We start from the raw sequence: 22,229 nt of genomic DNA, 5'->3' as shown, positions 1-22,229 counted from the left end.
TAGATTAGATAGTTCCTACTATAATGGTAACATTATCACCGGCACCAGCATCATATACATCAGCAATCAATGTATTTAATACCTCTGTATTATCATCAATATTATGTAATACTTCTCGTATTCTTTCATCGCTAATATACCCAGATAATCCATCTGTACATAATAGAATTCGATCACCGGATTTTACAGGTAGTGTACCACTATCGACATGTAAATCTTCTTCAACACCGACGGCTCTAGTTAATAAATTACGTTGCGGGTGTACAATCATCTCTTCTTTTGTAATTTCACCAGCATCTAATAACTGTTGAACCATAGAGTGATCCGTGGTAATTTGCGTCAATTCATCATTTCTATAAATATAGAGTCTACTGTCGCCGACACTAGCCCAAAGTAGATTATCATCTACCTTAGCAACCACAACAGCAGTAGTTCCCATTCCACTAAGCCGTTCCTCTCGTGCCACACGATTAACTATGCGTGTATTCGCATGTAATATAGCATCAACTAAGGACGTTTCATTAATGGTAGGAGTAGATTGTAAATATTCTTTTATTTCATCAACAGCATAGGTGCTGGCGATTTCTCCGCCTCTATAGCCTCCCATGCCGTCAGTAACAGCACAAATATTATCACTAATAAAAAAGCGATCTTCATTCTGTTTTCTGACTAATCCAATTTTACTTAAACCTACGATATTATTCATGAATCTCCTCTTTCCGACCGTGGGCTACTTTTAATTGTCCACATGCGGCTTGAATAGCATCGCCCATTTCTTTACGAATTGTAACAGAAACACCATAAGAAGCGACAATATCCTTAAATATGTTCATATGTTTACTAGAAGGTTTATACAAATTAATATGTTCATTCCCATTTACAGGAATAAGATTGACATGACAATTAGGAAATGCCTTGCCAATGTTTCCTAACTCATGAGCTTCCTCTAACGATACATTAATTGAATCTATTAAAATATATTCAAATGTTATACGTCGCTGTGTTTTTTCATAATAATATTTTACAGCATCTAAAACCTCGTCTAATTTGTATCGAGATCCAACAGGCATAATCTTGCGACGTATTTCATCTGTTGTAGCATGTAAAGATAACGCTAATGTAATCGGAAGATCCTCATCTGCCAATTTATAAATATTAGGAACCCAACCACAGGTAGAAATAGTCATTTTTCTATAACTAATATCAAATGTCATAGGGTCGTGAATAAGTTTTAACGCCTGCAATACATTGTCATAATTTTGTAATGGTTCACCAGCACCCATGACAACTAAAGAGTGAATATCTTCTTGTTTTAAGGCACTAAAGAGAACAACTTGACCTACAATTTCAGGAACCGATAAATCTCTAAATAATCCCCCTTGTGTAGATGCGCAAAAAACACAGCCCATAGCGCATCCAACTTGGGAAGAAACACATACAGAATTGCCATAATGTTGCTCCATTAGAACGGCTTCAATTCTGCTGTAATCAGTAAGTTCCAATAATAATTTCTGTGTTTTTCCGTCAGGTGATACAGATTGAGTAATCACTTTAGGAATCGATATTATGCAATTAGAATCCAACCAATCTCTCAAGGTCTTAGGGAATTGTGTCATATCTTGAAATACAAAAATATGACGATGATATATGTAATCAATCAATTGTTTTGCACGAAATTTTTGAATTTTATGTTCCTCAAATAACGCTTGCAATTCAACCAACGATTTACCCAACAATTCAATCATGAGTGCTCCCATTCAAAGCTAACAACTTAGTTAAGAAATACGTTGCATTTTAACCATAAAGAAACCATCCATATCATCTGTTGGTGGATATGTTGTAATCATACCACTATTTGACTTAAGTGGGAAATCATCCGCCACAGGAATAATAGAAAACTCCTTATGTTTCTGTAAAAATGCCTCGACTACCTCTTCGTTTTCCTTGTAGTTTAATGTACAAGTGGAATATATTAAATATCCTTTTTCCTTAACAGTCATAGCAGCGCGTTCTAAAATCGCTAACTGTAATGGTGGTAATTCTCTAAGTATCGATTCCTGTTTTCGCCAACGCATATCTAGTTTCTTTTGAAGAATACCTAATCCAGAACAAGGTGCATCTACGAGCACTCGATCAAAATACGAGTTCCATGAATCTGGTAATTTTGTAGCATCCTGTACTTTTGTATGAACAATAGAAGCACCCAATCGTTCAGCATTTGAATTCATGAGTTCAATCTTATGTTCATGTATATCACAACTCATTAATGAACCTACATTATCCATTAAAGTTGCCATGTACATTGATTTACCACCTGGAGCAGCACAGCAATCTAATATACGCTCACCAGGTTTCGGATTTACGAGACGTGCTACTAGCATAGATGCCTTATCCATAAATGTAATATAACCTTTTATAAATGCCTCAGATTTTTCAAGGCTACCACGATGGCTATTAATATAAATTATATCCTTGTAATTAGTATCCTGAGTAACATCCCAACCTTGTTCATTTAATAAAGATAAACATTGCGGAATATCAATAAGAATCGTGTTAATACGTGCCGTCAATTTAGGCTGTTCATTAAACCATACACATAAATCTTCTGTTTTATCACGACCAAACTCACGTATCCATAAATTGATAAGCCAAAGAGGAATATTGTAAATGAAAGAAATAGCTTCTATATCATTAGCCGCCAAATCTTCAATACCAATAGTATCTTGTTCTCGTATAACAGATCTCAATATGGCATTTACGAAGCCAGATAGACCTCGTGTTAATTTCTTCGCTAATTTAACTGATTCATTAACTGCCGCACTTTCCGGTACCTTATCCATATAGATAATCTGATAAATACCTAGGCGCAAAATTTCTACGACCATAGAGGACAATTTTTTTATAGGACGTTTGGCAAAATGTACGATAATAGCATCTAAATAATTGCGTCTACGTACCACACCGTATACAAGTTCTGTAAAGAAGCGTCTGTCTAAGTCAGATAGATTATATTTTGAAATATAGTCCTGTAAAACAATATTAGCATAGGCACCCTTACGATTGATATCAGATAATGCCTTTACAGCCAATAATCGTATATTCTGTTTTTGTCCGTTTTTAGCAATTTCGTTCATAGTTATCCTTATCAATCAGTAACTCTACAGCATCTCGTACCTTGTTAATATCAACAGTCGTATTACAACAAGGTCCATTAGGGCGTTCATTTAATACTCCAATAACAGGAATAGGAAATACATCAGCCATACCACTAGCAAGATCTCGTTCACAAGCTATAGCAATAATCGCTTTAGGTTTTGCTTCTTTAACCTTCATACGTGCCAATGTACCACCAGTGACAACTATAAATTGACAACCATATTCCTTTGCGATTTTCAATAACCCTCCTACCTGACAGCGACCACATTGCTTACAGTTGTATACATCATGTGTCACCTTATGAATACAGGTGTTCTCTTGAAGACAATGAGGTGTTAATAGAAGAATGCGTTCAGGAGGTACTTTATATAAATTCATAACCACTAGATGATTAATTAAATCAATCATAGCTTGACGTAATTCATCTTTTTGTATGCCTATGAAAGCCTTTCCTAGCCCTAATGATAATGGGAAAAGTAAATAAATAAATCGATTAGCTATTCGTAAAACTATAGGATGAATATATCTAAAACCTAGAGAAGCAATAGCTAGAACAAACCAAAGTCCCCAAATACCTAATATTAAGAGTCCACCTATACTTTCACTAATAAAAGCTAAGTTGTATGATATTCTTTCTAATCCTGGCCAAACTATATACATTGAAAAGCCGATGATTATTGAAATGAATAAACAAGATAGAGCCGATAATTTTAAATATAATGGGTATCTTTTGTAAGATATATTACACTTCGTCAAATGCAATACCACCTTTAATTTGATGACCATTAATAAAATCTTGGGCACTAATACGCTTTTTATTTTCTGGTTGTACCTCTGTAAGGAGAATAAAACCTCGGTCACCAGTCGACACAACAAGTCCCTTTGCTGAATGCACTATAGTTCCAGGAGGTGCAAATTCTACAGGAATCTCATTGTTATTTACAAAAATTGTGGCCATCTTATTGTTTACAGATGTAATCTCAACCATTTGAGCAGACCATATCTTTAACCGTTTCCCCTGTAAGAAAGAATAACATCCAGGTGCTGGATTTAAACCACGAATCAAGTTGACAATCTTATGTGCCGATTGATGCCAATCAATAAGCCCCATTTCTTTTGTAATCTTAGAAGTATGGCTTGCTAAAGCGTCATCTTGAGGAGTGGCTGTAATTTCACCTTTCACCCATTTATCTAATACAGGAGAAATAGTGCGAGCCCCTAATTCAGCAATGCGCTCAAATAAAGCGCCTGTTGTTTCGTTTGGAAGTATATCAATTTCTGCAATATCGATAATATCTCCTGTATCTAAACCATCATCCATATGCATAATGGTAACCCCTGTTTTAGTATCACCATTTAAAATAGCATAATGGATAGGTGCTGCCCCCCTATATTTTGGCAATATAGATGCATGGATATTAATACATCCATATTTAGGCAAACGAATAAGCCATGGTGGTAAAATCTTACCATAAGCAATTACGACGATAACGTCTGGTGCAAGATCAATCAATTCCTTTTGAACAGCATCATCACGTAATGTTATAGGTTGATACACGGGCAAATCCAAAGATAACGCAGCTTCTTTAACCGGTGGCATTTGAATCTGCTTGCCACGTCCCTTTTGTTTATCGGGTTGGCAATATACACCTACTATAGAGTGACCAGCCTCAACTAATGCGCGTAACGTAGGAACAGAAAAATCTGGCGTGCCCATAAATACTATGCGTAATGGATTATTGTTAGACAATTTCCTTTTCCTCCGGATGATCTGCAATACGGCGTAAGTTTGTAGCTTTTTCAATAAATAAATGACCTTCTAAATGATCTATTTCATGTTGAAAAATTCTAGCCAAAAAACCTTCAGCTTTAATCATAACTTTTTTATTATGTGGATCGATACCTTTTACGGTAACCTTTTCAAAACGTTCCACATCTCCGAAATAACCTGGTACACTTAAACAGCCTTCTAGCCCAATTTGGCTTCCTTCACCATGAATAATTTCAGGGTTGATAAGCGCTATTAATCCACTACCAGCATGATCATCAACAACTATAATACGTTTGGATACATTAACCTGCGGTGCTGCCAATCCAACACCTTCCGTTTTATACATTGTGTCGGCCATATCTTCTATTAAAGCACGCATTTTTTTATTTACATGTTCTACAGGTTCTGCAACCTCTTTTAATATGGGATGTCCCGCTTTTACTACTTCAAGTACTGCCATATACTCCTCTTATCAAATCGGGTCTACATCGATAAGTAGACCTTCTTGTGTAAAAATCCAAGAATTATATATATAATCTTTTACGGCATCTAAATTTTCTCCGCGAATCATAATCGATAAACGATACATATCGCGAATCTTTTTAATGCCTGCTTCATAAGGACCATTAACATCAATCGATTGTGATTTAAAATTTGTTTCCAAATCATCTACAATTTTTTGAGCAATCGATTCAGCCATTTCTTCCTTCCCATGTCTTATAACCATATAAATCATTTCGCGAAATGGTGGATACCCTAAGTCCTTACGATTTACTATTTCTTCATTGTAAAAGCCCAAATAATCATGAGCCTTACTCTTTATTATAGCATAATTTAAAGGATTATATGTTTGTATAACAACACTGCCAACCTTATCACCACGACCCGCTCTTCCTGATGTTTGCGTTAGTAGATCAAATGCACGTTCAGATGCTGAATAAACAGGTATATTTAAGACAGAATCAGCCGTCAATATACCTACAGCTGTTACATCCTTAAAATCATGCCCTTTAGAAACCATTTGGGTCCCTAATAAAATATCATATTTATGGTTACCAAAATCTTGAAGAATTTCTTCGCCCATATCTTTATGCTTAGTTACATCTTGATCTAAACGCGCAATACGAGCGCCTTTAAAATGTCGGCGTAATTCTTCTTCAACTTTTTGTGTGCCAGAACCAAAGAATTTAATTCTTTTACTATGACATTTAGGGCATACTGAAGGAATTGGTTCATGGTGCTCACAATAGTGACACCGCAACTCTTCACCAGCTTGATGGTACACCATAGCAACCTCACAATGAGGACACATAATCGTTTCACCACAATCACGACACATGACAAATGTGCTGTAGCCACGACGATTTAAAAGAATAATCATCTGATTTCCATCCGCTAATGTACGCTCAATAAGATGTGTCATAGCATCGGAGAACACCGAGTAGTTGCCACGAATCATTTCTTCTTTCATATCTACAATTTGAACATTTGGCATCGGTTGATCAAAAATACGGGTTGGCAACTCTAATAGTTTATATTGTCCTTGTAAAGCCTTGTAATACGATGTAATAGCAGGTGTGGCAGAGCCTAAAATAACAGGACAATTATGAGCCAGTCCTCGCCATAAAGCGACATTTTTTGCATTATAACGAATCATATCTTCCTGTTTATAAGATGTATCATGTTCTTCATCTAATACAATAAGCCCAATATCTTCAGCAGGCGCGAAAACGGCAGAACGAGCGCCAATAATGATATGGCTATCCTTCCTTCGTATACGTTCCCAGTTATTATTTCGCTCACTAATGGTTAGTTTACTATGGAAAACAACAACTTCATCACCAAAGGTAGAAACAAAACGACGAACAATCTGATCGGTTAATATAATTTCAGGAACCAGAATAATGGCGGTTTTACCTTTTCCTATACAACGAGCAGCAGCTTTTAAATAAATTTGTGTTTTACCACTACCAGTTACACCATGCAAAAGGAATGTATTATACGATTCAAGGTCCATCATCTGCTTAATCGGTTCATATACAATTTGTTGTGCTTCAGTTAACGGAATTGTTTCTTCACCACTCAGCAATTCGGTAAAAGAAGTTTTTGTATCTTTAAAGCGTTCTTCAATATGAATGCCATGCTCTTCACCGACCTGTTTAATAACCATATAAGAATAGCCTTTGGCTCTTAATAAAGATTTAGGAGCCCCACCTACCTCGATGAGATAGTTAGCCAACTCACGCTGCTTGCGCTTCTTAGGACTTAATTGATCAATCTTAAACTCTGGCGTTACAACGAGCCATTCTTCTTTTGGTGCATCGTAAGATTTTAATGTTTTATGCACAGTAAAAAGACGTAAAGCATCTCCAAAGGAACACAAAAAATAACGACTAATTTTCTGTGCCGTTTCCATCATTTCCCGAGTAAACCAAGGATCACTATCAAGAATATCTATTATAGAACGCAAAGTAAATGTTGGTTTCTCTAATAGTTCTTCATACCCAATAACGATGCCCTCTTCACGACTACCACCTAAGGGAACTAATACACGAGTCCCTGCTTTCACATCACCAAATTTCTCTGGTAACAAATAGCTTAATGGTTTATGTAATTGTTTGGCAGGTCTATTAATAATAATACTTGCTACGCGCATTAGTTCACCTCCTCTAATCTAATTATTATAACATATCCTAGAGGAGATAAAAAAAGACTTAGTAGACAAGTCTACTAAGTCTTTACTATTATAAGCCAGCTTCGTGACGTAAAATATCAGCTTTATCAGTACGTTCCCATGGAAGATCAACATCAGTTCTACCAAAGTGACCATACGCAGCCGTCTTACGATAATGAGGCTTTAATAAATCAAGCATTTCAATGATACCTGCTGGACGTAAGTCGAAATGTTTGCTTACTAATTCTTGAATTTTTTCTTCTGCAATCTTAGCAGTACCAAATGTATCAACTAAAATGGATACAGGTTTTGCAACACCAATCGCATACGCTACTTGTACTTCGCATTTATCTGCGAGACCTGCAGCTACAACATTTTTAGCTACGTAACGAGCTGCATATGCTGCGGAACGGTCAACCTTGGAAGGATCCTTACCAGAGAAAGCACCGCCACCATGACGAGCCATACCACCATACGTATCAACGATGATTTTACGACCTGTTAAACCAGCATCACCATGAGGACCGCCGATAACGAAACGGCCTGTAGGATTAATGAAAAATTTAGTGTTTTCATCGATGAATTCTGCCGGAAGTGCTGCATCAATAACATAGCGTTTCAAATCATTTTTAATTTGCTCTTGTGTTACTTCTGGGCTATGTTGCGTAGAAATAACGATTGTATCAATACGTTTAGGTTGATTGTCAACATATTCTACAGTAACTTGTGTTTTACCATCTGGACGAAGATATGTTAATGTGCCGTTCTTACGAACTTCTGCTAAACGACGGGATAAACGATGTGCTAAAGAAATTGGCATAGGCATATATTCAGGTGTTTCGTTTGTTGCGTAACCAAACATCATGCCTTGGTCACCAGCGCCAATTTTATCATTGATTTCGCTATTACCATCTTTAGATTCTAATGCTTCGTCTACACCCATAGCGATATCTGCAGATTGTTCATCAATAGATACTAACACACCACAAGTATCACAATCGAAACCATATTTTGCACGAGTATAACCAATTTCTCGAATTGTATCACGTACTACACGAGGAATATCAACATATGTGCTTGTAGAGATTTCCCCTACGACATGGACTAAACCTGTAGTCACAAGTGTTTCACAAGCTACACGAGCCTTTGGATCTTTTTCAATAATCGCATCCAAAACAGCATCAGAAATTTGGTCAGCTATTTTATCTGGATGGCCTTCCGTAACGGATTCAGAAGTAAAAAACATATGTTTTTCTGCCATTTTTGCCTCCTATAATGAAAAAATCCCTCATGGTCTCTCATGAGGGAGACCCATCTATCAGTCCATGACTGTTGGAATTAGCACCTTCTTTTAAAAAGGGTTGCTGTAGCTTCAACGGGCCTTTCCCTCCACTACTCTTGATGAGTTAAATTATGATATAAATTGTATACCATTTTTGTAGAAAAATCAAGTTAATCCACTTTATGTAACGCTAAATCCTGTTCAGCCTTATGTAATGCTACTACACCTACAAACTATAGACAACATTACATAAGCTATTTTACAGCTAACAATTCAATAACTTCTCCAATAATGTATCTAGCTAATTCTGATTTTTGCATATTTGGCATTATTTTAGGCTCTTTATTAGGATATAAAAAATAGCCTTCATTCGTATCTACATTAAACCCAGCATTTGATTTGCTTACATCATTAGCTACTAACATATCAAGGTTTTTACGACGTACTTTATCCATGCCGTAATCGACTACATGTTCTGTTTCTGCAGCGAAACCAACCAGTAATTGATGGGTTTTATGCTCTCCCAGCCCTTTAAGTATATCCGGATTCTTTACGAGCTCTAAAGTCATAGATTCCATTTTTTTGATTTTTTGAGGCGCTTTATTAGCCACCCTAAAATCTGAAACAGCAGCAGCCATTATCACCACATCTGTTGATTCGTAATAGGAATTAACAGCCTCCTGCATAGATTCCGCAGAATCTACAGGTACATATTCAACACCTTTAGGAATTTCTAATGATGTAGGGGCACTCACTAGAATTACGCGAGCCTTTTCCTTAACAGCAGCAGCCGCAATGGCATATCCCATCTTCCCACTAGATCTGTTACCTATATATCTAACAGGGTCGATATTTTCTTGTGTTCCACCAGCTGTAACAAGAACAGTCTTACCAGCTAATTTACCAGTCTCATCTAGAGAATGTAATTCTTCTGTCAACCAATTAACAATCTCTTCTGGTGCTGGCAGTCTACCCACACCTGTTACGCCACAAGCTAGCCAACCAGCATCGGGTTGCATAATATGGTATCCCAAAGATGATAAATCCTTTAAATTTCTCTGTACAATAGGATTATTGAACATCTCTGTATTCATGGCAGGACATAAAAATTTAGGTGCTGGCGTTGCCATAATTGTTGTAGTGAGCATATCATCGGCAATACCAGCTCGTATTTTACCAATTACATTAGCTGTAGCTGGTACCACAATATAGGCATCAGCCCAGGTTGCAAGAGCAATATGTTCTACATTCCAATCGTGGATTTCTTCCCACATATCAACAGCTACAGGATGACCACTAATTTCACCAAATGTCATAGGTGTCGCAATATGAGTAGCATTTTTCGTCATTACCACTTTGACCTCTGCCCCAGCTTTTCGCAAACGACTTACCACTTCAATTGCTTTATATGCAGCAATACCTGCTGAAACACCTACGATAATATGTTTCCCTTTCATAATTCTCCTTTTAAAAATTCCTTGTACAAAATGTACAAGGAATTTTGAGTAAAATTATTTAATACCTTCTTTAGTGCGTTTATATGTTACTTCACCTTCAGCAATCTCATAGAATGCTAAAGATACAGGTTTATCTGTATTATGAATATCTGTAGCAAGACATTCTTCACCATCGGTCAACTCGCGAGCGCGTTTAGCTGCTAGCGTTACCAATGTATATTTACTATCTACACGTTTTTCCAATGCTTTCAATGGAGGTTTTACCATCATACTATCACTTCTCCTTAGACTCTTGATATTGCTTATAAATATATTGAATTTGCTCTTTATTACGACTGATTTTACAAGCTTCAGCACGCAATATAGAAGCAACCTTTAAAGACGCATCCTCTAAATCATCATTGACCACAATATAATCATAACGATGAGCTAATGCTAACTCAGAACATGCCAATGATAAACGCTTATCGATAACCTCTTTTGCATCAGTTCCTCGATTATGAAGACGTTCAGATAATTCGGTTAAAGACGGTGGCACAATATAAATAAATACGGCATCACTAAATCGCTCTTTAACTTGCATAGCACCTTGAATATCGATTTCAAGAAGTACACTCTTCCCTTCATCCAACAAATTCATCACATGTTGTTTTGGGGTGCCATAATAATTATCATATACCTTAGCATACTCTAAAAATGCATCTTCTGACAATAATGATTCAAATTCTTCTTTTGTGCGGAAGAAATAATTAATTCCTTCCTTTTCTCCAACCCGCGGTTCACGTGTGGTCATAGATACAGAATATACAAGATTAGGCATTTCACCTCGTATATTAGAACAAATCGTTCCCTTGCCTGCACCAGATGGGCCGGAGATAACAATTAATAAACCTCGATCTGCCATATTAACTCCTAAGCTTCTACAGTATCTTCATCGACTTCGTGTTGCACAATACGATGTGCCACCGTTTCAGGTTGAATAGCTGACAAAACGATTTGCCCACTATCCATAACGAGCACAGCCCGAGTTTTACGTCCATAGGTTGCATCTATGAGGAGACTTTTATCTCTTGCATCTTGAACCATGCGTTTAATAGGTGCAGATTCAGGACTAATAATAGCGATAACGCGATTAGCAGAAACCATATTACCAAAACCAATGTTTAGTAATTGGATACTCATGAATAGACCTCCTTACTCAATATTCTGTACTTGTTCTCTAACTTTTTCTAATTCACATTTCAATTGTACCACATGGTCTGTCAGTGTTATATCCATCGCTTTTGAGCCAATCGTATTAACCTCACGATTCATCTCTTGAATGATAAAATCTAACTTACGACCAATCGGTTCATCCATCTTAAGTGTATTTGTTAATTGTACCACATGAGACCTAAATCGGACAATCTCTTCCGTAATATCAGTTTTGTCAGCCATAATAGCAACTTCTTGTAGTAAACGATCTTCATTGGCAGTAATGTCAAGACCTTCCATATAGTCCATCATTTTAGTTCGCAAATTTTCTTTATAAGCAATAACAGCATCGGCTTTATGACTGTTAATGTCTTCTATAATATTTGTCATTTGTGAAAGCCGGTGTAACAAATCTTGTTGAATATGAATCCCCTCAGATTGTCGCATACTGACTAATGCATTAAGTGCATTAGTTGTAGTATCAGTAACTAAAGACTGAAGTACATCTTCTGTAACTTCAGAATCTTGGATTTGTACCCAATCATTGGATATGGCCATCACTGCCGATAATGGTACCTCTTGAGGCTCCCTATAAAAACCTTCTGATACCAATAAGTCTTGAATTTGATGTTTTAAAGAACTATTTATTATGAACTGTTTTTCTCTATCCGCTACATCCTGCAATGTTACAAACACATCAACTTTGCCTCGATGTATGGTTTTTTGTATACATTTACGGATACTATGCTCTACAGAATTAACTTGTTTAGGACTTCGTATGTTGAGATCTAAAAATCTAGAATTAACAGATTTAATTTCTATGATACATTGTAAACCATCTACAATTTGAGTTGCTCGCCCAAATCCCGTCATGCTATTCATGGAAGAACCTCCTTTTTATATATTGTATCACGAATTTTAAAGATATCTATTAATTATCTATGTTATACTAAACTATACATTGTGAGTTACCAAATGAAAGGATCACCATGAATTTAGACGGATTAACCATGTCTGTATTGGCAAGAGAATTAAATGAAAGCCTACAGAGTGGACAAATACAAAAACTTTATCAAGTAGATAAACACTCATTACTTTTTAAAGTACGTAATGCTAATCAAGACGTAAATCTGATGATAACTGTAGGTGCCAATCCCGCAATATATATATGTAAACCTATCCAAGATTTGCCCAAAGAACCAAGTTCATTATGTATGTTTCTTCGCAAACATATAGAGGGCAGCCGTATTACATCTGTAGAGCAAATTAACGGGGATCGTATCCTCTGTATCCATATTGATAAGCTTGAAATGGATGGTTCCATCACATCAACATCGATATATATAGAACTTATGGGGAAATATTCTAACTGTATCTTTGTGCAAAATGATATAATTTTAGAATCTATTATTCATGTATCGCCATTAATGAACAGAGAACGTTCAGTAGGTCCTAAGATGGCATATGAATTACCACCTAATTCTAATCGTGTATCTTTACTAGATTTTAATGAGGAAGAAATATTAAATCTTCTTACATCCTTTGGATCTGGTACAGTCACTAATACTATACGCTCTCTCTTTAATGGATTTGGTAAATCACTATTAGATTATGTTCTAACATTATCTAATTTAGATGGCACCGAAGAACTAAAAGCCTTATCAGATGATGCAATTCAAAAATTATCAGGGGCTCTAGAAACTTTAAAAGAAAAATTATTAAACGCTAATCAATTATATGTCTATAAAAATGAAAATGGTAAAAAAATATATATGCCATTTCCAATGGAAACGGATTGTACATTAATAGAAACGTATCCAACCATCTCAAAAGCAATAGAACAGTCTATTGCTGACACTGGTTCAATTCATACGGCTGACAAGGAATTGGAACGTATTATAGCTAATGCTATAAAAAAAGAAGAGTTACGTCACAAAAAGATTAAAGATGAACTAGATGATACTAAAAAGATGGAAACCTATAAATTATATGGTGATCTTTTGATGATTAATAGTCATATACAAGCTCACTATCAATCTTCTATTGACGTACAAAATTTACTTTCAGAATCAGCAGAAACTATAACAATTCCCTTAAAACCTGAATTGACCATTGTGGAAAATGGACAATGGTATTACAAACTATATACAAAATTAAAGAATCGGATTATTAGTGGCCAATACCAACTAGACCAAAGTACGATAAAATTAGAATATTATAGAACAATCTTATACAGTTTATCTTTAGCCACAACTAGAGAATCACTAGAAGAAATACGCCATGAATGTATGGATGCAGGCATTATTAAGAAATCTAAAAAACCTCTCTCCTATAAATTGGGAAAATCGAATTACATTCATCTTGAAATCCCAGAAGGCGAGCTTTATATCGGACGAAATAACCAGCAAAATGAATACTTAACTCATCGTTTTGCAAAACCAAATGATCTGTGGTTTCATACACAGGATATTCAAGGTTCCCATCTTATTTTACGTACGAATCATGAACCTGATGATATGCTCATTTCACAAGTAGCAAAATATGCTGCCTATTTTAGTAAGGCCCGTCATTCATCAAAGGTTCCTGTAGACTATACATATATAAAAAATATCAAAAAACCACCTAAATCACCTTTAGGATTTGTGATTTTTAACACTCATCAAACAATGATTGTTGAACCAGAAAAACCACCTATGTATGAGGAATAACAAAACCCCCGATAGATACCTATCGGGGGTTTTCTCTGCAATCATTAGCATTATCTGTACTGATTACAATATATTATTGATTATCAGTTTTTTGTTCAGTTTGTTGCAAGCTTTCGCGGTTTTGACGAAGGCTTTCCAACGTTTTTTCTAAATTGTTTTCTACATATTTCAATACATCACCAGCATATTGAATAGAGCTAGATTTTAACTCTTCAGAAGATTGGTTTGCAGCATTGATAATTTGATTAGCTTGTTCTTGTGCTTGCTTAACAAGTTCACTTTCAGCAGTCAATTTAGCAATGTAATCTTTAGCTTGATCGATTAATGTTTCAGCTTGACGTTGAGCATCAGCCAATACTTTATCTTTTTCGGCCACAATACGACGAGATTCATCGAGCTCAAGTGGTAAAGATTCTTGAATTGCATCGATAATACGCATAATTTCATCTTCTTCAACCATGCGTTTTGTAGTCATAGGAATACGGCTGCTAGATTCAATAAGAACCTCTAAATCTTCAAGTAATTTTTCTGTTTTCATACAATTCACTCCTATTATTTATTACCATCGATGTTAAAACGTTTTTCTAATTTTATCTTTACATCGTCAGGAACAAGTCCATCTAACTTACCACCAAATTTAGCTAACTCACGAATCCCTGTTGAGCTTACAAAAGAATATTTATTATTGGTCATAATAAACACTGTTTCAATATCATCATCCAAGTATTTTGCAAATAGAGCACGTTGAAATTCATATTCAAAATCACTAAGAGCTCTAAGTCCACGAATAATAATACTTGCATTTTTGGATTTAACATAATCGATGAGCAATCCACCTGTACAGTCGATTTCTACATTAGGAATATGCTTAACCGCATTGCGAATCATCTCAACGCGTTCTTCCATAGTAAACAATGAATTCTTATTAGGATTTGAACTTACAGCGATAATCAACTTGTCTACGAGACGACTACCGCGCTCAAAAATGTCAACGTGACCATTTGTAACGGGGTCAAAACTTCCTGGGCAAACTCCTATCCGCAAGGGTCTAACTCCTTTCACTATGTTTCACAAAATATGAAACAAGGGTGTAACCAAATTTTTGTTCCTTTATACATTCCCATTCTGGTGGCATGGTGAAAGCCTCATCTTTATGATGCTCCAAGACTAAAACACCATCATCAGCTAATGCATCATGAGCCACAACAAAATCAATAGTCTCTTGTATAAAGCCATTTTCATATGGTGGATCAGAAAAAATATAATCGAACTGCTGGTCACCTATAAAATGTTTCAATTGTGAAAGTTTCTTAGGTATGATTTGAATTCGATCCAACACACGACAATGTTCCGCATTCTCTCGAATTAATTTACCAGTGCGATAATCAACAGCAATCGCGGATTCAGCTCCACGACTGAGCGCTTCAATGGCAACAGCACCAGTACCAGAAAATATATCTAATACACGAGTACCATATATACCGCGATGCGCTAATACGTTGAAGATACTTTCACGAACACGATCCAAGGTGGGACGTGTATCCATCCCCTTCGGAGCTTTTATAGTATGGCCCTTTGCAGTGCCTCCGATAATTCGCATACAATCCTCACTAGATTATACTCATTAATTATAGTATATAAATACCTAAAATAAAAGTATCTTTTACAATTATGATACTTCGATTTTACTATCTCGGCCCATCAATTCTTGCAATGCTAATTGAGGGGACTTCTCTTCATATAATACCTCATATAGTGATTGTGTGATAGGCATTTCTACATGGTGTTTTATAGCCATATCACGAATAATAGATGTTGCAAAAAATCCTTCTACCACCATATTCGTATGATTCATAATGTAGTCCATTGTTTTACCATCTGCTAGCTGTTGTCCTGCAGCACGGTTACGACTATGCTGGCTCATACAAGTAGCGATTAAATCCCCCATACCAGCTAAGCCTGCGTAAGTTTCTTTTCTTGCACCGAGAGCTAAACCAAATCGAGTCATTTCATGTAGACCACGAGTTAGTAATAAAGCCTTACAATTATCTCCAAGAGACAATCCATCAACGATACCAGCAGCCAAGGCTATTACATTTTTTGTAGCCCCTGCTAATTCAACACCAATATAATCATCACTAGTATATATACGAAATTCTTTGCTGTGTAATGCCTGTTGTACCTTTTTACCGATGTCCATAGACGTCGTACCTACTACGGCTGCAGCAGGTAAGTTTCTACCGATTTCCTCTGCGTGATTAGGACCGGATAAAACAGTTAAATGGCATCTGACAGAGGATAATTCCTCCTTCATGACTGTAGTCAATAACTTACCACTTTCCCGTTCTACACCTTTAGAGCATAACACGTATATTTGATCTTTGTGAGCATATCTTTTTAAATTCTGTAAAGCTGTGCGCACATGAATAGATGGTGTAACAATCAATACAATATCAGCCTGCTCAATAGATGTTTGTAAATCAGAACTAATGATGAGTTCATCAGGCAATATAACACCAGCTAAATATGACTTATTTTCCTTGTACTTAATAAGTTCATCCTTAAACTCTGAACGTCTGCAATATAAAGTTGTATCATTTCCGGCCACTACAGATTTAATAGCAAGAGCTGTCCCCCAACTACCAGATCCGACGATGCAAACTTTCATATTACTCTCCTTTTTTAACGCGTTCTACCTTTAATTCTTTACCAGCTAGTAAACGAGAAATATTTTCTCGATGACGTATGATAACAAACAATGCAGCTAGCGCACCAAATCCTACAAACCACCAGGATTCACCCATTACATACATCAAAACAGGAACAAGCGCAGCAGCCACTATAGAACCTAGAGAGACTAATTTAGTGAAATATACAATGATGCCCCAAATAGCAAAACAAATAACTGCAACTATTGGAGATAATGCAATGAGTACCCCCAAACCAGTTGCAACACCACGGCCACCTTTAAAGCCAAGAAATACTGACCAATTGTGTCCAACCATGGCCAAAATGCCACCTAGAATCATGTACATGGGATTTAAATGGGAAAACAAAAATACCCCAATGGCACCCTTTAATGCATCACAGAAAAATACAGGAAGTGCTGCCTTTAAACCAATAACACGATATGTATTTGTAGCACCTATATTTTTTGATCCATATAGACGGACATCTGTATTGAAAAATAATTTACCAATAATGAGTCCGCTAGGAATTGAACCGATTACATAGGCTAATAACGCATACCCTATAATAGGCATAAAATCATTCACAACTTTCACCCTTACCCTTTGTAATTATTACTCTTCATCTTCACGTTTTTTACCGCGAAGAATTAATCGAATTGGAGTACCTTCGAAACCAAAACTTTCTCGTAAACGATTTTCCAAAAAGCGCATATACGAGAAATGAATTAATTCGGGTTCATTTACAAATAGGATAAATGTTGGAGGTTTAACACTGGCTTGTGTCATATAGTAAATTTTTGGAATTCTACCATTACGGGATGGAACTGGATTTACAGTTTGAGCATCTTGTAGTAATTGATTTAATGTACCAGTAGAAACACGACGATATTGTTGTTCTGATACGAATTTAAGCATATCAGCTAAACGATGAATACGTTGTTTTGTCAATGCAGAAGCAAATAGAATTGGTGCAAATTGCAAGAATCCTAATTCATCATAAATATCTTCAGTGTATCTCAATGTAGTTTTATCATCTTTTTCTACAAGATCCCACTTATTAACTACAATGATAACACCCTTGCCGGCTTCATACGCATAACCGGCAATTTTTTTATCTTGTTCTGTAACGCCATCAACACCATCTAATACAAGCACAACAATATCAGAGCGATCAACGGAACGAAGAGAGCGAACAATGCTGTAACGTTCAACAGCTTCATCAATCTTGGATTTACGTCTCATCCCTGCCGTATCGATGAGTACGAATTTTTGATCACCGTGTGTCCAATGCGTATCAATAGAATCACGAGTAGTGCCAGCTACATCGGAAACGATAACGCGATCTTGACCTAACAGTGCATTGGTCAATGATGATTTACCTACATTAGGTCTACCGATGATAGCCACATGAATGGTGTCTTCTTCATCTACATTAGTTCCTACAGGTGGGAAATGTTTAACCGTATCATCTAATAAATCACCTAGATTCATTAAATTCTTTGCAGAAATACCAATTGGATCACCAAGTCCCAAATTATAAAACTCATAAATATTAGGTTCTTGATTTACACTGTCAATTTTATTCACTACAAGGACTACTGGTTTTCCACTAGTACGTAAAATATTGGCCACTTCTTCATCAGCCGGTACAATACCTTGCTTGCCATCAACCACAAAGAGGATTACATCAGCTTCTTCAATAGCGAGTTCAGCTTGTAAACGCATCATTTTAGGAATGACATGACTGTTCTCTGTTACAAACTCGATACCACCTGTATCAATCATTGTAAACTCACGATTAAGCCATTCTGCATCGAAGTAAATTCTATCTCGTGTAACGCCAGGTATATCCTCGACGATAGAAATTCGTTTATTAACAATGGCATTAAATAATGTAGATTTACCTACATTTGGACGACCAACTACGGCCACTAATGGTTTTGCCATACTTTCACCTCTTTTATTATCTATATACTTCACTTCATTTTATCATATTAAAGGGAATGTACGCAAAAAGGCTAATCAAGGAAAACCTTGATTAGCCTCATTAAAAGATTCTGAATTATTCAGCGTCTTCTTCTGTTTCTTTTGCTTCCATCAACTCAGTCAAAGCCAAGCCCAATTTCTTTTCATCTTTGTTAAGAGAAATGATTTTAACTTCAACTTCTTGACCACGGTTCAAGTAATCTTCAACTTTCGCATTACGTTGTTTTGTAATTTGAGAGATGTGAAGTAAACCTTGAATATCATCGTTAACAGCTACAAATGCACCGTAAGCTACCAAACGAACAACTTTACCAGTGATTACATCACCAACGTGTAAAGTTTCTTCAGCAACATCCCAAGGGCTCTTAGTTAAAGCTTTTAAGGACAAGGATAATTTGTTGCTTTCAGGGTCGAAGGATTGCAATTTAACTTCGATTTCTTGGCCAACGGAAAGAACATCTTCCACTTTTTTAATTTTTTGCCAAGAAATGTCGGAAATATGAAGTAAACCTTCAATACCACCGATATCTACGAATGCACCATAAGGCATGATTTTACGAACGATACCTTTATAGTTTTCACCAACGTTGATATTTTTCAATGCTTCAGCTAATTTTGCTTGACGTTCCACTTCAAGTACTGCACGGCGGGAAAGAACCAAACGGTTTTTCTTTTCGTCGATTTCAAGAACTTTTGCTTCGAATTCAGTACCAACCAAGTTGTCCAAAGATTTTACGAAATGCACATCACCTTGGGACAATGGAATGAAACCACGAAGGGATTTTACTGTTACCACCAAGCCAGCTGGGATAGCATCGATACCTTTACATACGATAGGTTCGTCTTTTTCTTGAGCTTCGATAACATATTGCCAATCTTCATCTTTAGCCAAACGAGTCATGGAAAGATAAATAGGATTATCTTCTTTGATGTGGTTCATGATAACTGCTTTAATTTCATCACCATTTTTCAACACATCTTTGGCAGAGTTTGGTGCTGGATAAGAAATTTCAGTTCTATTCAAAATTGCTTCAGTTTTGTAGCCAAAAGATACCCATGCGCGTTCATCTTCAACTTGTACTACTTGACCTTCTACAACGTTTCCTTTCTTAAATTCTTCTTGACCTTCTGCTGCTAATAATTCTGCAAAATCTTTCATTGTCTCAATGACCTCCTTAATAATCCAGTCGGGAGTCGATGCTCCTGCTGTTACTCCTACCGTCTGTACTCGGTTAAACCATTCCAGTTGTAATTCAGTAGAAGTTTCAATGTGATATGTTGTACATCCAACGTCTCGACAAACCTCTGCCAATCGATTCGTATTGCCGCTGTTCTTACCACCTATCACAATCATAAGATCTACGTTACGAGCTAATTCAACGGCAGAATTCTGACGCTCCTGAGTTGCATTGCATATCGTTTTGAAAATCTTAAGATTCTTAGATTTTTTCTCTAATATCTCTATTATACTGTTAAATTTGAATTGTGAAAAGGTCGTTTGAACAACTACACCCATTTTTTCAACAACTTGTAGATTTTTGGCGGATTCTTCATCTTCGATGATTATTCCTTTGTTATTCGCCCATAAATTAATACTTTTAACCTCAGGATGGTTTTTTTCGCCTAATATAACCAGTGTCATACCATCTTCGATAACAGATTTTGCATCTTGTTGAGCTTTTTTCACATGTGGACAAGTGGCATCCAAAATGTTTAAGCCTTTCTCTTCTGCTTCTTCGTAAATTGCAGGGCCCACACCATGAGACCGAATAATCATTGTCCCTTCATCAATATCCGACACCTCTTGAATCGGGCTAACACCTTTACTCTCTAAACGACCAACTACTTGTGGGTTATGAATGATAGGACCCAATGTATAGCTTTTTCCATCGCTATCAGCAGCTTCATTGGCCATTTCAACAGCTCGTTTTACGCCATAACAAAAGCCATGATTTTCAGCTAAAATTATTTCCATAACGTCTCCTCTATGCGATTTTCATGATAGGAATCAATCATGCGTTGAATTTCGCCCTTTACGCGATCATTAACCTCTTTAATAGCCTCAGGTGTCGGTTTAGCTTTACTAACAGGTACCTGTTTACCAATGATGCAAGCAACTTGGTTTCTCTTCATATTATGAGAACCGATAATGGCAACTGGGGTAATACCAATTCCTGTACGCAACGCAATGGATGCGGCCCCATCGTGAAAGCGTCCTAATTTTCCATTCTTTTGACGATTACCTTCTGCAAAAATTCCTAATACTTTATTATTCTTTAATAGTCCTAAAGCATGACGAATTGCTATTTTATCTATGGCTCCACGGTTTAAAGGGAATGCACCAAGCCAGGTACAAAAAAATCTTGAAATTGGATTTACAAATAATTCCTGTTTTGCCATAAAGTGTACGTGCCTAGGCAATGCATAGCCGCAAATAGGTGGATCGTTATTACTTAAATGATTTGGCACCACAATAACCGGACCTTCCATAGGGAAATTATCGCGACCATAAACCTTTAATCCATAGCCGACTTTATAGCGCAACCAAAAGGCAGTTCGCCAAAGCCATGTAGAAAATTTGTTCATTTAAATTCGCTCCTGTACTAGATGTAATATATGTTCTACAGTTTCATCAAACGTCATTTCACTGGAATCGACCAATACAGCATCCTCTACCCGTATCAATGGAGATTCCTTTCGATTCTTATCCATATCATCACGTTGCATAACACTGTCTTTAATATCCTCTAAGGTTTGTTCGTTAACTGTACCCTTCACTTCTAAGTAACGGCGCATAGCACGAGCCTCTACAGAAGCGGTTAGATATATTTTTAATTCCGCATTAGGTAATACAACGGAACCGATATCACGTCCATCCAATATAACGCCACCAGCTTCTGCCATAAGTCGTTGTCGTTCAACCAAATATTGACGCACACCTTTATATGAAGCCACTATAGATACAGCATTGTTCACTTGTGGCGTTCTAATAAAATCAGTCACATCTTGACCAGCAATAAAAACCTTACATGAATCATCACTGGCCTCCATAGTAAGATCTAATTCTGGTAATAATGCTTCCACTGCCTTTTGATTATTTACATCAATATGATTATGCAATACAGCCCATGTAACAGAACGGTACATAGCACCTGTATCGATATAAAGATACCCCAGTTTTTTTGCCACTATTTTAGAAATAGATGATTTTCCAGCGCCTGCTGGGCCGTCAACAGCAACGGCAATTTTATGTGTATTCATAATTCCCTGTATCACTTTCACAAATTATATAAAATATACTATTCAATCAT

Annotated in this window: 23 protein-coding genes and 1 riboswitch; of the genes, 1 reads left to right on the top strand and 22 read right to left on the bottom strand. The window is 36.5% G+C overall.

Annotated features, from left to right (window positions below; all coding sequences use genetic code 11):
* Positions 1 to 4: 4 nt before the first annotated feature.
* The 13 genes from HMPREF1477_RS01275 to HMPREF1477_RS01215 all read right to left on the bottom strand — a co-directional run bounded on the left by HMPREF1477_RS01275 (position 5) and on the right by HMPREF1477_RS01215 (position 12,416).
* Complete coding sequence (locus HMPREF1477_RS01275) at positions 5 to 706, bottom strand: Stp1/IreP family PP2C-type Ser/Thr phosphatase (protein WP_016475537.1); 702 nt, start codon at positions 704 to 706, stop codon at positions 5 to 7.
* On the bottom strand, positions 699 to 1,745 hold the full coding sequence (gene rlmN, locus HMPREF1477_RS01270; protein WP_016475536.1) for a 23S rRNA (adenine(2503)-C(2))-methyltransferase RlmN: 1,047 nt from the start codon (positions 1,743 to 1,745) through the stop codon (positions 699 to 701). Before rlmN ends, HMPREF1477_RS01275 begins: the two co-directional genes overlap by 8 nt.
* Before the next feature lie 30 nt (positions 1,746 to 1,775).
* Entirely contained in the window at positions 1,776 to 3,134 is a 1,359-nt protein-coding gene (rsmB, locus tag HMPREF1477_RS01265; protein WP_016475535.1) for a 16S rRNA (cytosine(967)-C(5))-methyltransferase RsmB, read from the bottom strand.
* Positions 3,118 to 3,942: a DUF116 domain-containing protein gene (locus tag HMPREF1477_RS09880; RefSeq protein ID WP_038148018.1), complete on the bottom strand. Its 825-nt coding sequence runs from the start codon at positions 3,940 to 3,942 to the stop codon at positions 3,118 to 3,120. Before HMPREF1477_RS09880 ends, rsmB begins: the two co-directional genes overlap by 17 nt.
* The gene (fmt, locus tag HMPREF1477_RS01255) at positions 3,899 to 4,906 is read right to left on the bottom strand and encodes a methionyl-tRNA formyltransferase (RefSeq protein ID WP_016475533.1); all 1,008 of its coding nucleotides are present in this window, start codon (positions 4,904 to 4,906) and stop codon (positions 3,899 to 3,901) included. The genes HMPREF1477_RS09880 and fmt overlap by 44 nt, the downstream gene beginning before the upstream one ends.
* Positions 4,899 to 5,387 (bottom strand): peptide deformylase, encoded by a 489-nt coding sequence (gene def, locus HMPREF1477_RS01250; RefSeq protein WP_005378942.1) that lies wholly within the window; start codon positions 5,385 to 5,387, stop codon positions 4,899 to 4,901. The genes fmt and def overlap by 8 nt, the downstream gene beginning before the upstream one ends.
* A 12-nt stretch (positions 5,388 to 5,399) precedes the next feature.
* Positions 5,400 to 7,583 carry a primosomal protein N' gene (gene priA, locus HMPREF1477_RS01245; protein WP_016475532.1) on the bottom strand — a complete coding sequence of 728 codons (2,184 nt, stop codon included), beginning with the start codon at positions 7,581 to 7,583 and terminating at the stop codon, positions 5,400 to 5,402.
* A gap of 88 nt (positions 7,584 to 7,671) precedes the next feature.
* Positions 7,672 to 8,862, bottom strand: coding sequence for a methionine adenosyltransferase (metK, locus tag HMPREF1477_RS01240; protein WP_005379087.1), 1,191 nt, complete (start codon positions 8,860 to 8,862; stop codon positions 7,672 to 7,674).
* Between the two features lie 47 nt (positions 8,863 to 8,909).
* Positions 8,910 to 9,009, bottom strand: a riboswitch (SAM riboswitch).
* A gap of 128 nt (positions 9,010 to 9,137) precedes the next feature.
* Positions 9,138 to 10,340 (bottom strand): bifunctional phosphopantothenoylcysteine decarboxylase/phosphopantothenate--cysteine ligase CoaBC, encoded by a 1,203-nt coding sequence (gene coaBC / locus HMPREF1477_RS01235; protein WP_016475531.1) that lies wholly within the window; start codon positions 10,338 to 10,340, stop codon positions 9,138 to 9,140.
* Between the two features lie 54 nt (positions 10,341 to 10,394).
* Positions 10,395 to 10,610 carry a DNA-directed RNA polymerase subunit omega gene (rpoZ, locus tag HMPREF1477_RS01230; RefSeq protein ID WP_005378818.1) on the bottom strand — a complete coding sequence of 72 codons (216 nt, stop codon included), beginning with the start codon at positions 10,608 to 10,610 and terminating at the stop codon, positions 10,395 to 10,397.
* Between the two features lie 4 nt (positions 10,611 to 10,614).
* Positions 10,615 to 11,244: a guanylate kinase gene (gene gmk / locus HMPREF1477_RS01225; RefSeq protein WP_005378959.1), complete on the bottom strand. Its 630-nt coding sequence runs from the start codon at positions 11,242 to 11,244 to the stop codon at positions 10,615 to 10,617.
* Positions 11,245 to 11,252: 8 nt separating this feature from the next.
* Positions 11,253 to 11,522 carry an extracellular matrix/biofilm regulator RemA gene (gene remA, locus HMPREF1477_RS01220; protein ID WP_005379012.1) on the bottom strand — a complete coding sequence of 90 codons (270 nt, stop codon included), beginning with the start codon at positions 11,520 to 11,522 and terminating at the stop codon, positions 11,253 to 11,255.
* Between the two features lie 12 nt (positions 11,523 to 11,534).
* Positions 11,535 to 12,416 (bottom strand): YicC/YloC family endoribonuclease, encoded by an 882-nt coding sequence (locus HMPREF1477_RS01215; RefSeq protein WP_016475530.1) that lies wholly within the window; start codon positions 12,414 to 12,416, stop codon positions 11,535 to 11,537.
* 107 nt (positions 12,417 to 12,523) lie between these two features.
* Between HMPREF1477_RS01215 and HMPREF1477_RS01210 the strand changes: the two genes are divergently transcribed.
* Positions 12,524 to 14,242, top strand: coding sequence for an NFACT RNA binding domain-containing protein (locus HMPREF1477_RS01210; RefSeq protein WP_016475529.1), 1,719 nt, complete (start codon positions 12,524 to 12,526; stop codon positions 14,240 to 14,242).
* A 73-nt stretch (positions 14,243 to 14,315) separates the two neighbouring features.
* On the opposite strand, the gene HMPREF1477_RS01205 is transcribed toward HMPREF1477_RS01210, so the two are convergent.
* The 9 genes from HMPREF1477_RS01205 to cmk all read right to left on the bottom strand — a co-directional run bounded on the left by HMPREF1477_RS01205 (position 14,316) and on the right by cmk (position 22,179).
* Positions 14,316 to 14,780, bottom strand: a complete 465-nt coding sequence (locus tag HMPREF1477_RS01205) for a hypothetical protein (protein WP_016475528.1) — start codon at positions 14,778 to 14,780, stop codon at positions 14,316 to 14,318.
* A 14-nt stretch (positions 14,781 to 14,794) separates the two neighbouring features.
* The gene (gene coaD / locus HMPREF1477_RS01200; RefSeq protein ID WP_005378904.1) at positions 14,795 to 15,286 is read right to left on the bottom strand and encodes a pantetheine-phosphate adenylyltransferase; all 492 of its coding nucleotides are present in this window, start codon (positions 15,284 to 15,286) and stop codon (positions 14,795 to 14,797) included.
* Between the two features lie 4 nt (positions 15,287 to 15,290).
* Complete coding sequence (gene rsmD / locus HMPREF1477_RS01195; protein ID WP_016475527.1) at positions 15,291 to 15,842, bottom strand: 16S rRNA (guanine(966)-N(2))-methyltransferase RsmD; 552 nt, start codon at positions 15,840 to 15,842, stop codon at positions 15,291 to 15,293.
* Between the two features lie 69 nt (positions 15,843 to 15,911).
* On the bottom strand, positions 15,912 to 16,910 hold the full coding sequence (locus HMPREF1477_RS01190) for an NAD(P)H-dependent glycerol-3-phosphate dehydrogenase (RefSeq protein WP_016475526.1): 999 nt from the start codon (positions 16,908 to 16,910) through the stop codon (positions 15,912 to 15,914).
* Between the two features lies 1 nt (position 16,911).
* Positions 16,912 to 17,505 carry a glycerol-3-phosphate 1-O-acyltransferase PlsY gene (gene plsY, locus HMPREF1477_RS01185; RefSeq protein ID WP_005383216.1) on the bottom strand — a complete coding sequence of 198 codons (594 nt, stop codon included), beginning with the start codon at positions 17,503 to 17,505 and terminating at the stop codon, positions 16,912 to 16,914.
* A gap of 39 nt (positions 17,506 to 17,544) precedes the next feature.
* Positions 17,545 to 18,879, bottom strand: a complete 1,335-nt coding sequence (gene der, locus HMPREF1477_RS01180) for a ribosome biogenesis GTPase Der (protein ID WP_005381310.1) — start codon at positions 18,877 to 18,879, stop codon at positions 17,545 to 17,547.
* 115 nt (positions 18,880 to 18,994) lie between these two features.
* Positions 18,995 to 20,893 carry a bifunctional 4-hydroxy-3-methylbut-2-enyl diphosphate reductase/30S ribosomal protein S1 gene (locus HMPREF1477_RS01175; protein ID WP_005378840.1) on the bottom strand — a complete coding sequence of 633 codons (1,899 nt, stop codon included), beginning with the start codon at positions 20,891 to 20,893 and terminating at the stop codon, positions 18,995 to 18,997.
* Positions 20,884 to 21,504 (bottom strand): 1-acyl-sn-glycerol-3-phosphate acyltransferase, encoded by a 621-nt coding sequence (locus HMPREF1477_RS01170; RefSeq protein ID WP_005378899.1) that lies wholly within the window; start codon positions 21,502 to 21,504, stop codon positions 20,884 to 20,886. Before HMPREF1477_RS01170 ends, HMPREF1477_RS01175 begins: the two co-directional genes overlap by 10 nt.
* Positions 21,505 to 22,179 (bottom strand): (d)CMP kinase, encoded by a 675-nt coding sequence (gene cmk / locus HMPREF1477_RS01165; RefSeq protein ID WP_016475525.1) that lies wholly within the window; start codon positions 22,177 to 22,179, stop codon positions 21,505 to 21,507. It abuts the gene before it with no gap.
* Positions 22,180 to 22,229: the final 50 nt, after the last annotated feature.

The organism is Veillonella sp. HPA0037 (assembly GCF_000411535.1).
GTDB classification, from domain to species: Bacteria; Bacillota; Negativicutes; order Veillonellales; family Veillonellaceae; genus Veillonella; species Veillonella atypica.
This window is presented reverse-complemented; position numbering and strand designations above follow the sequence as displayed.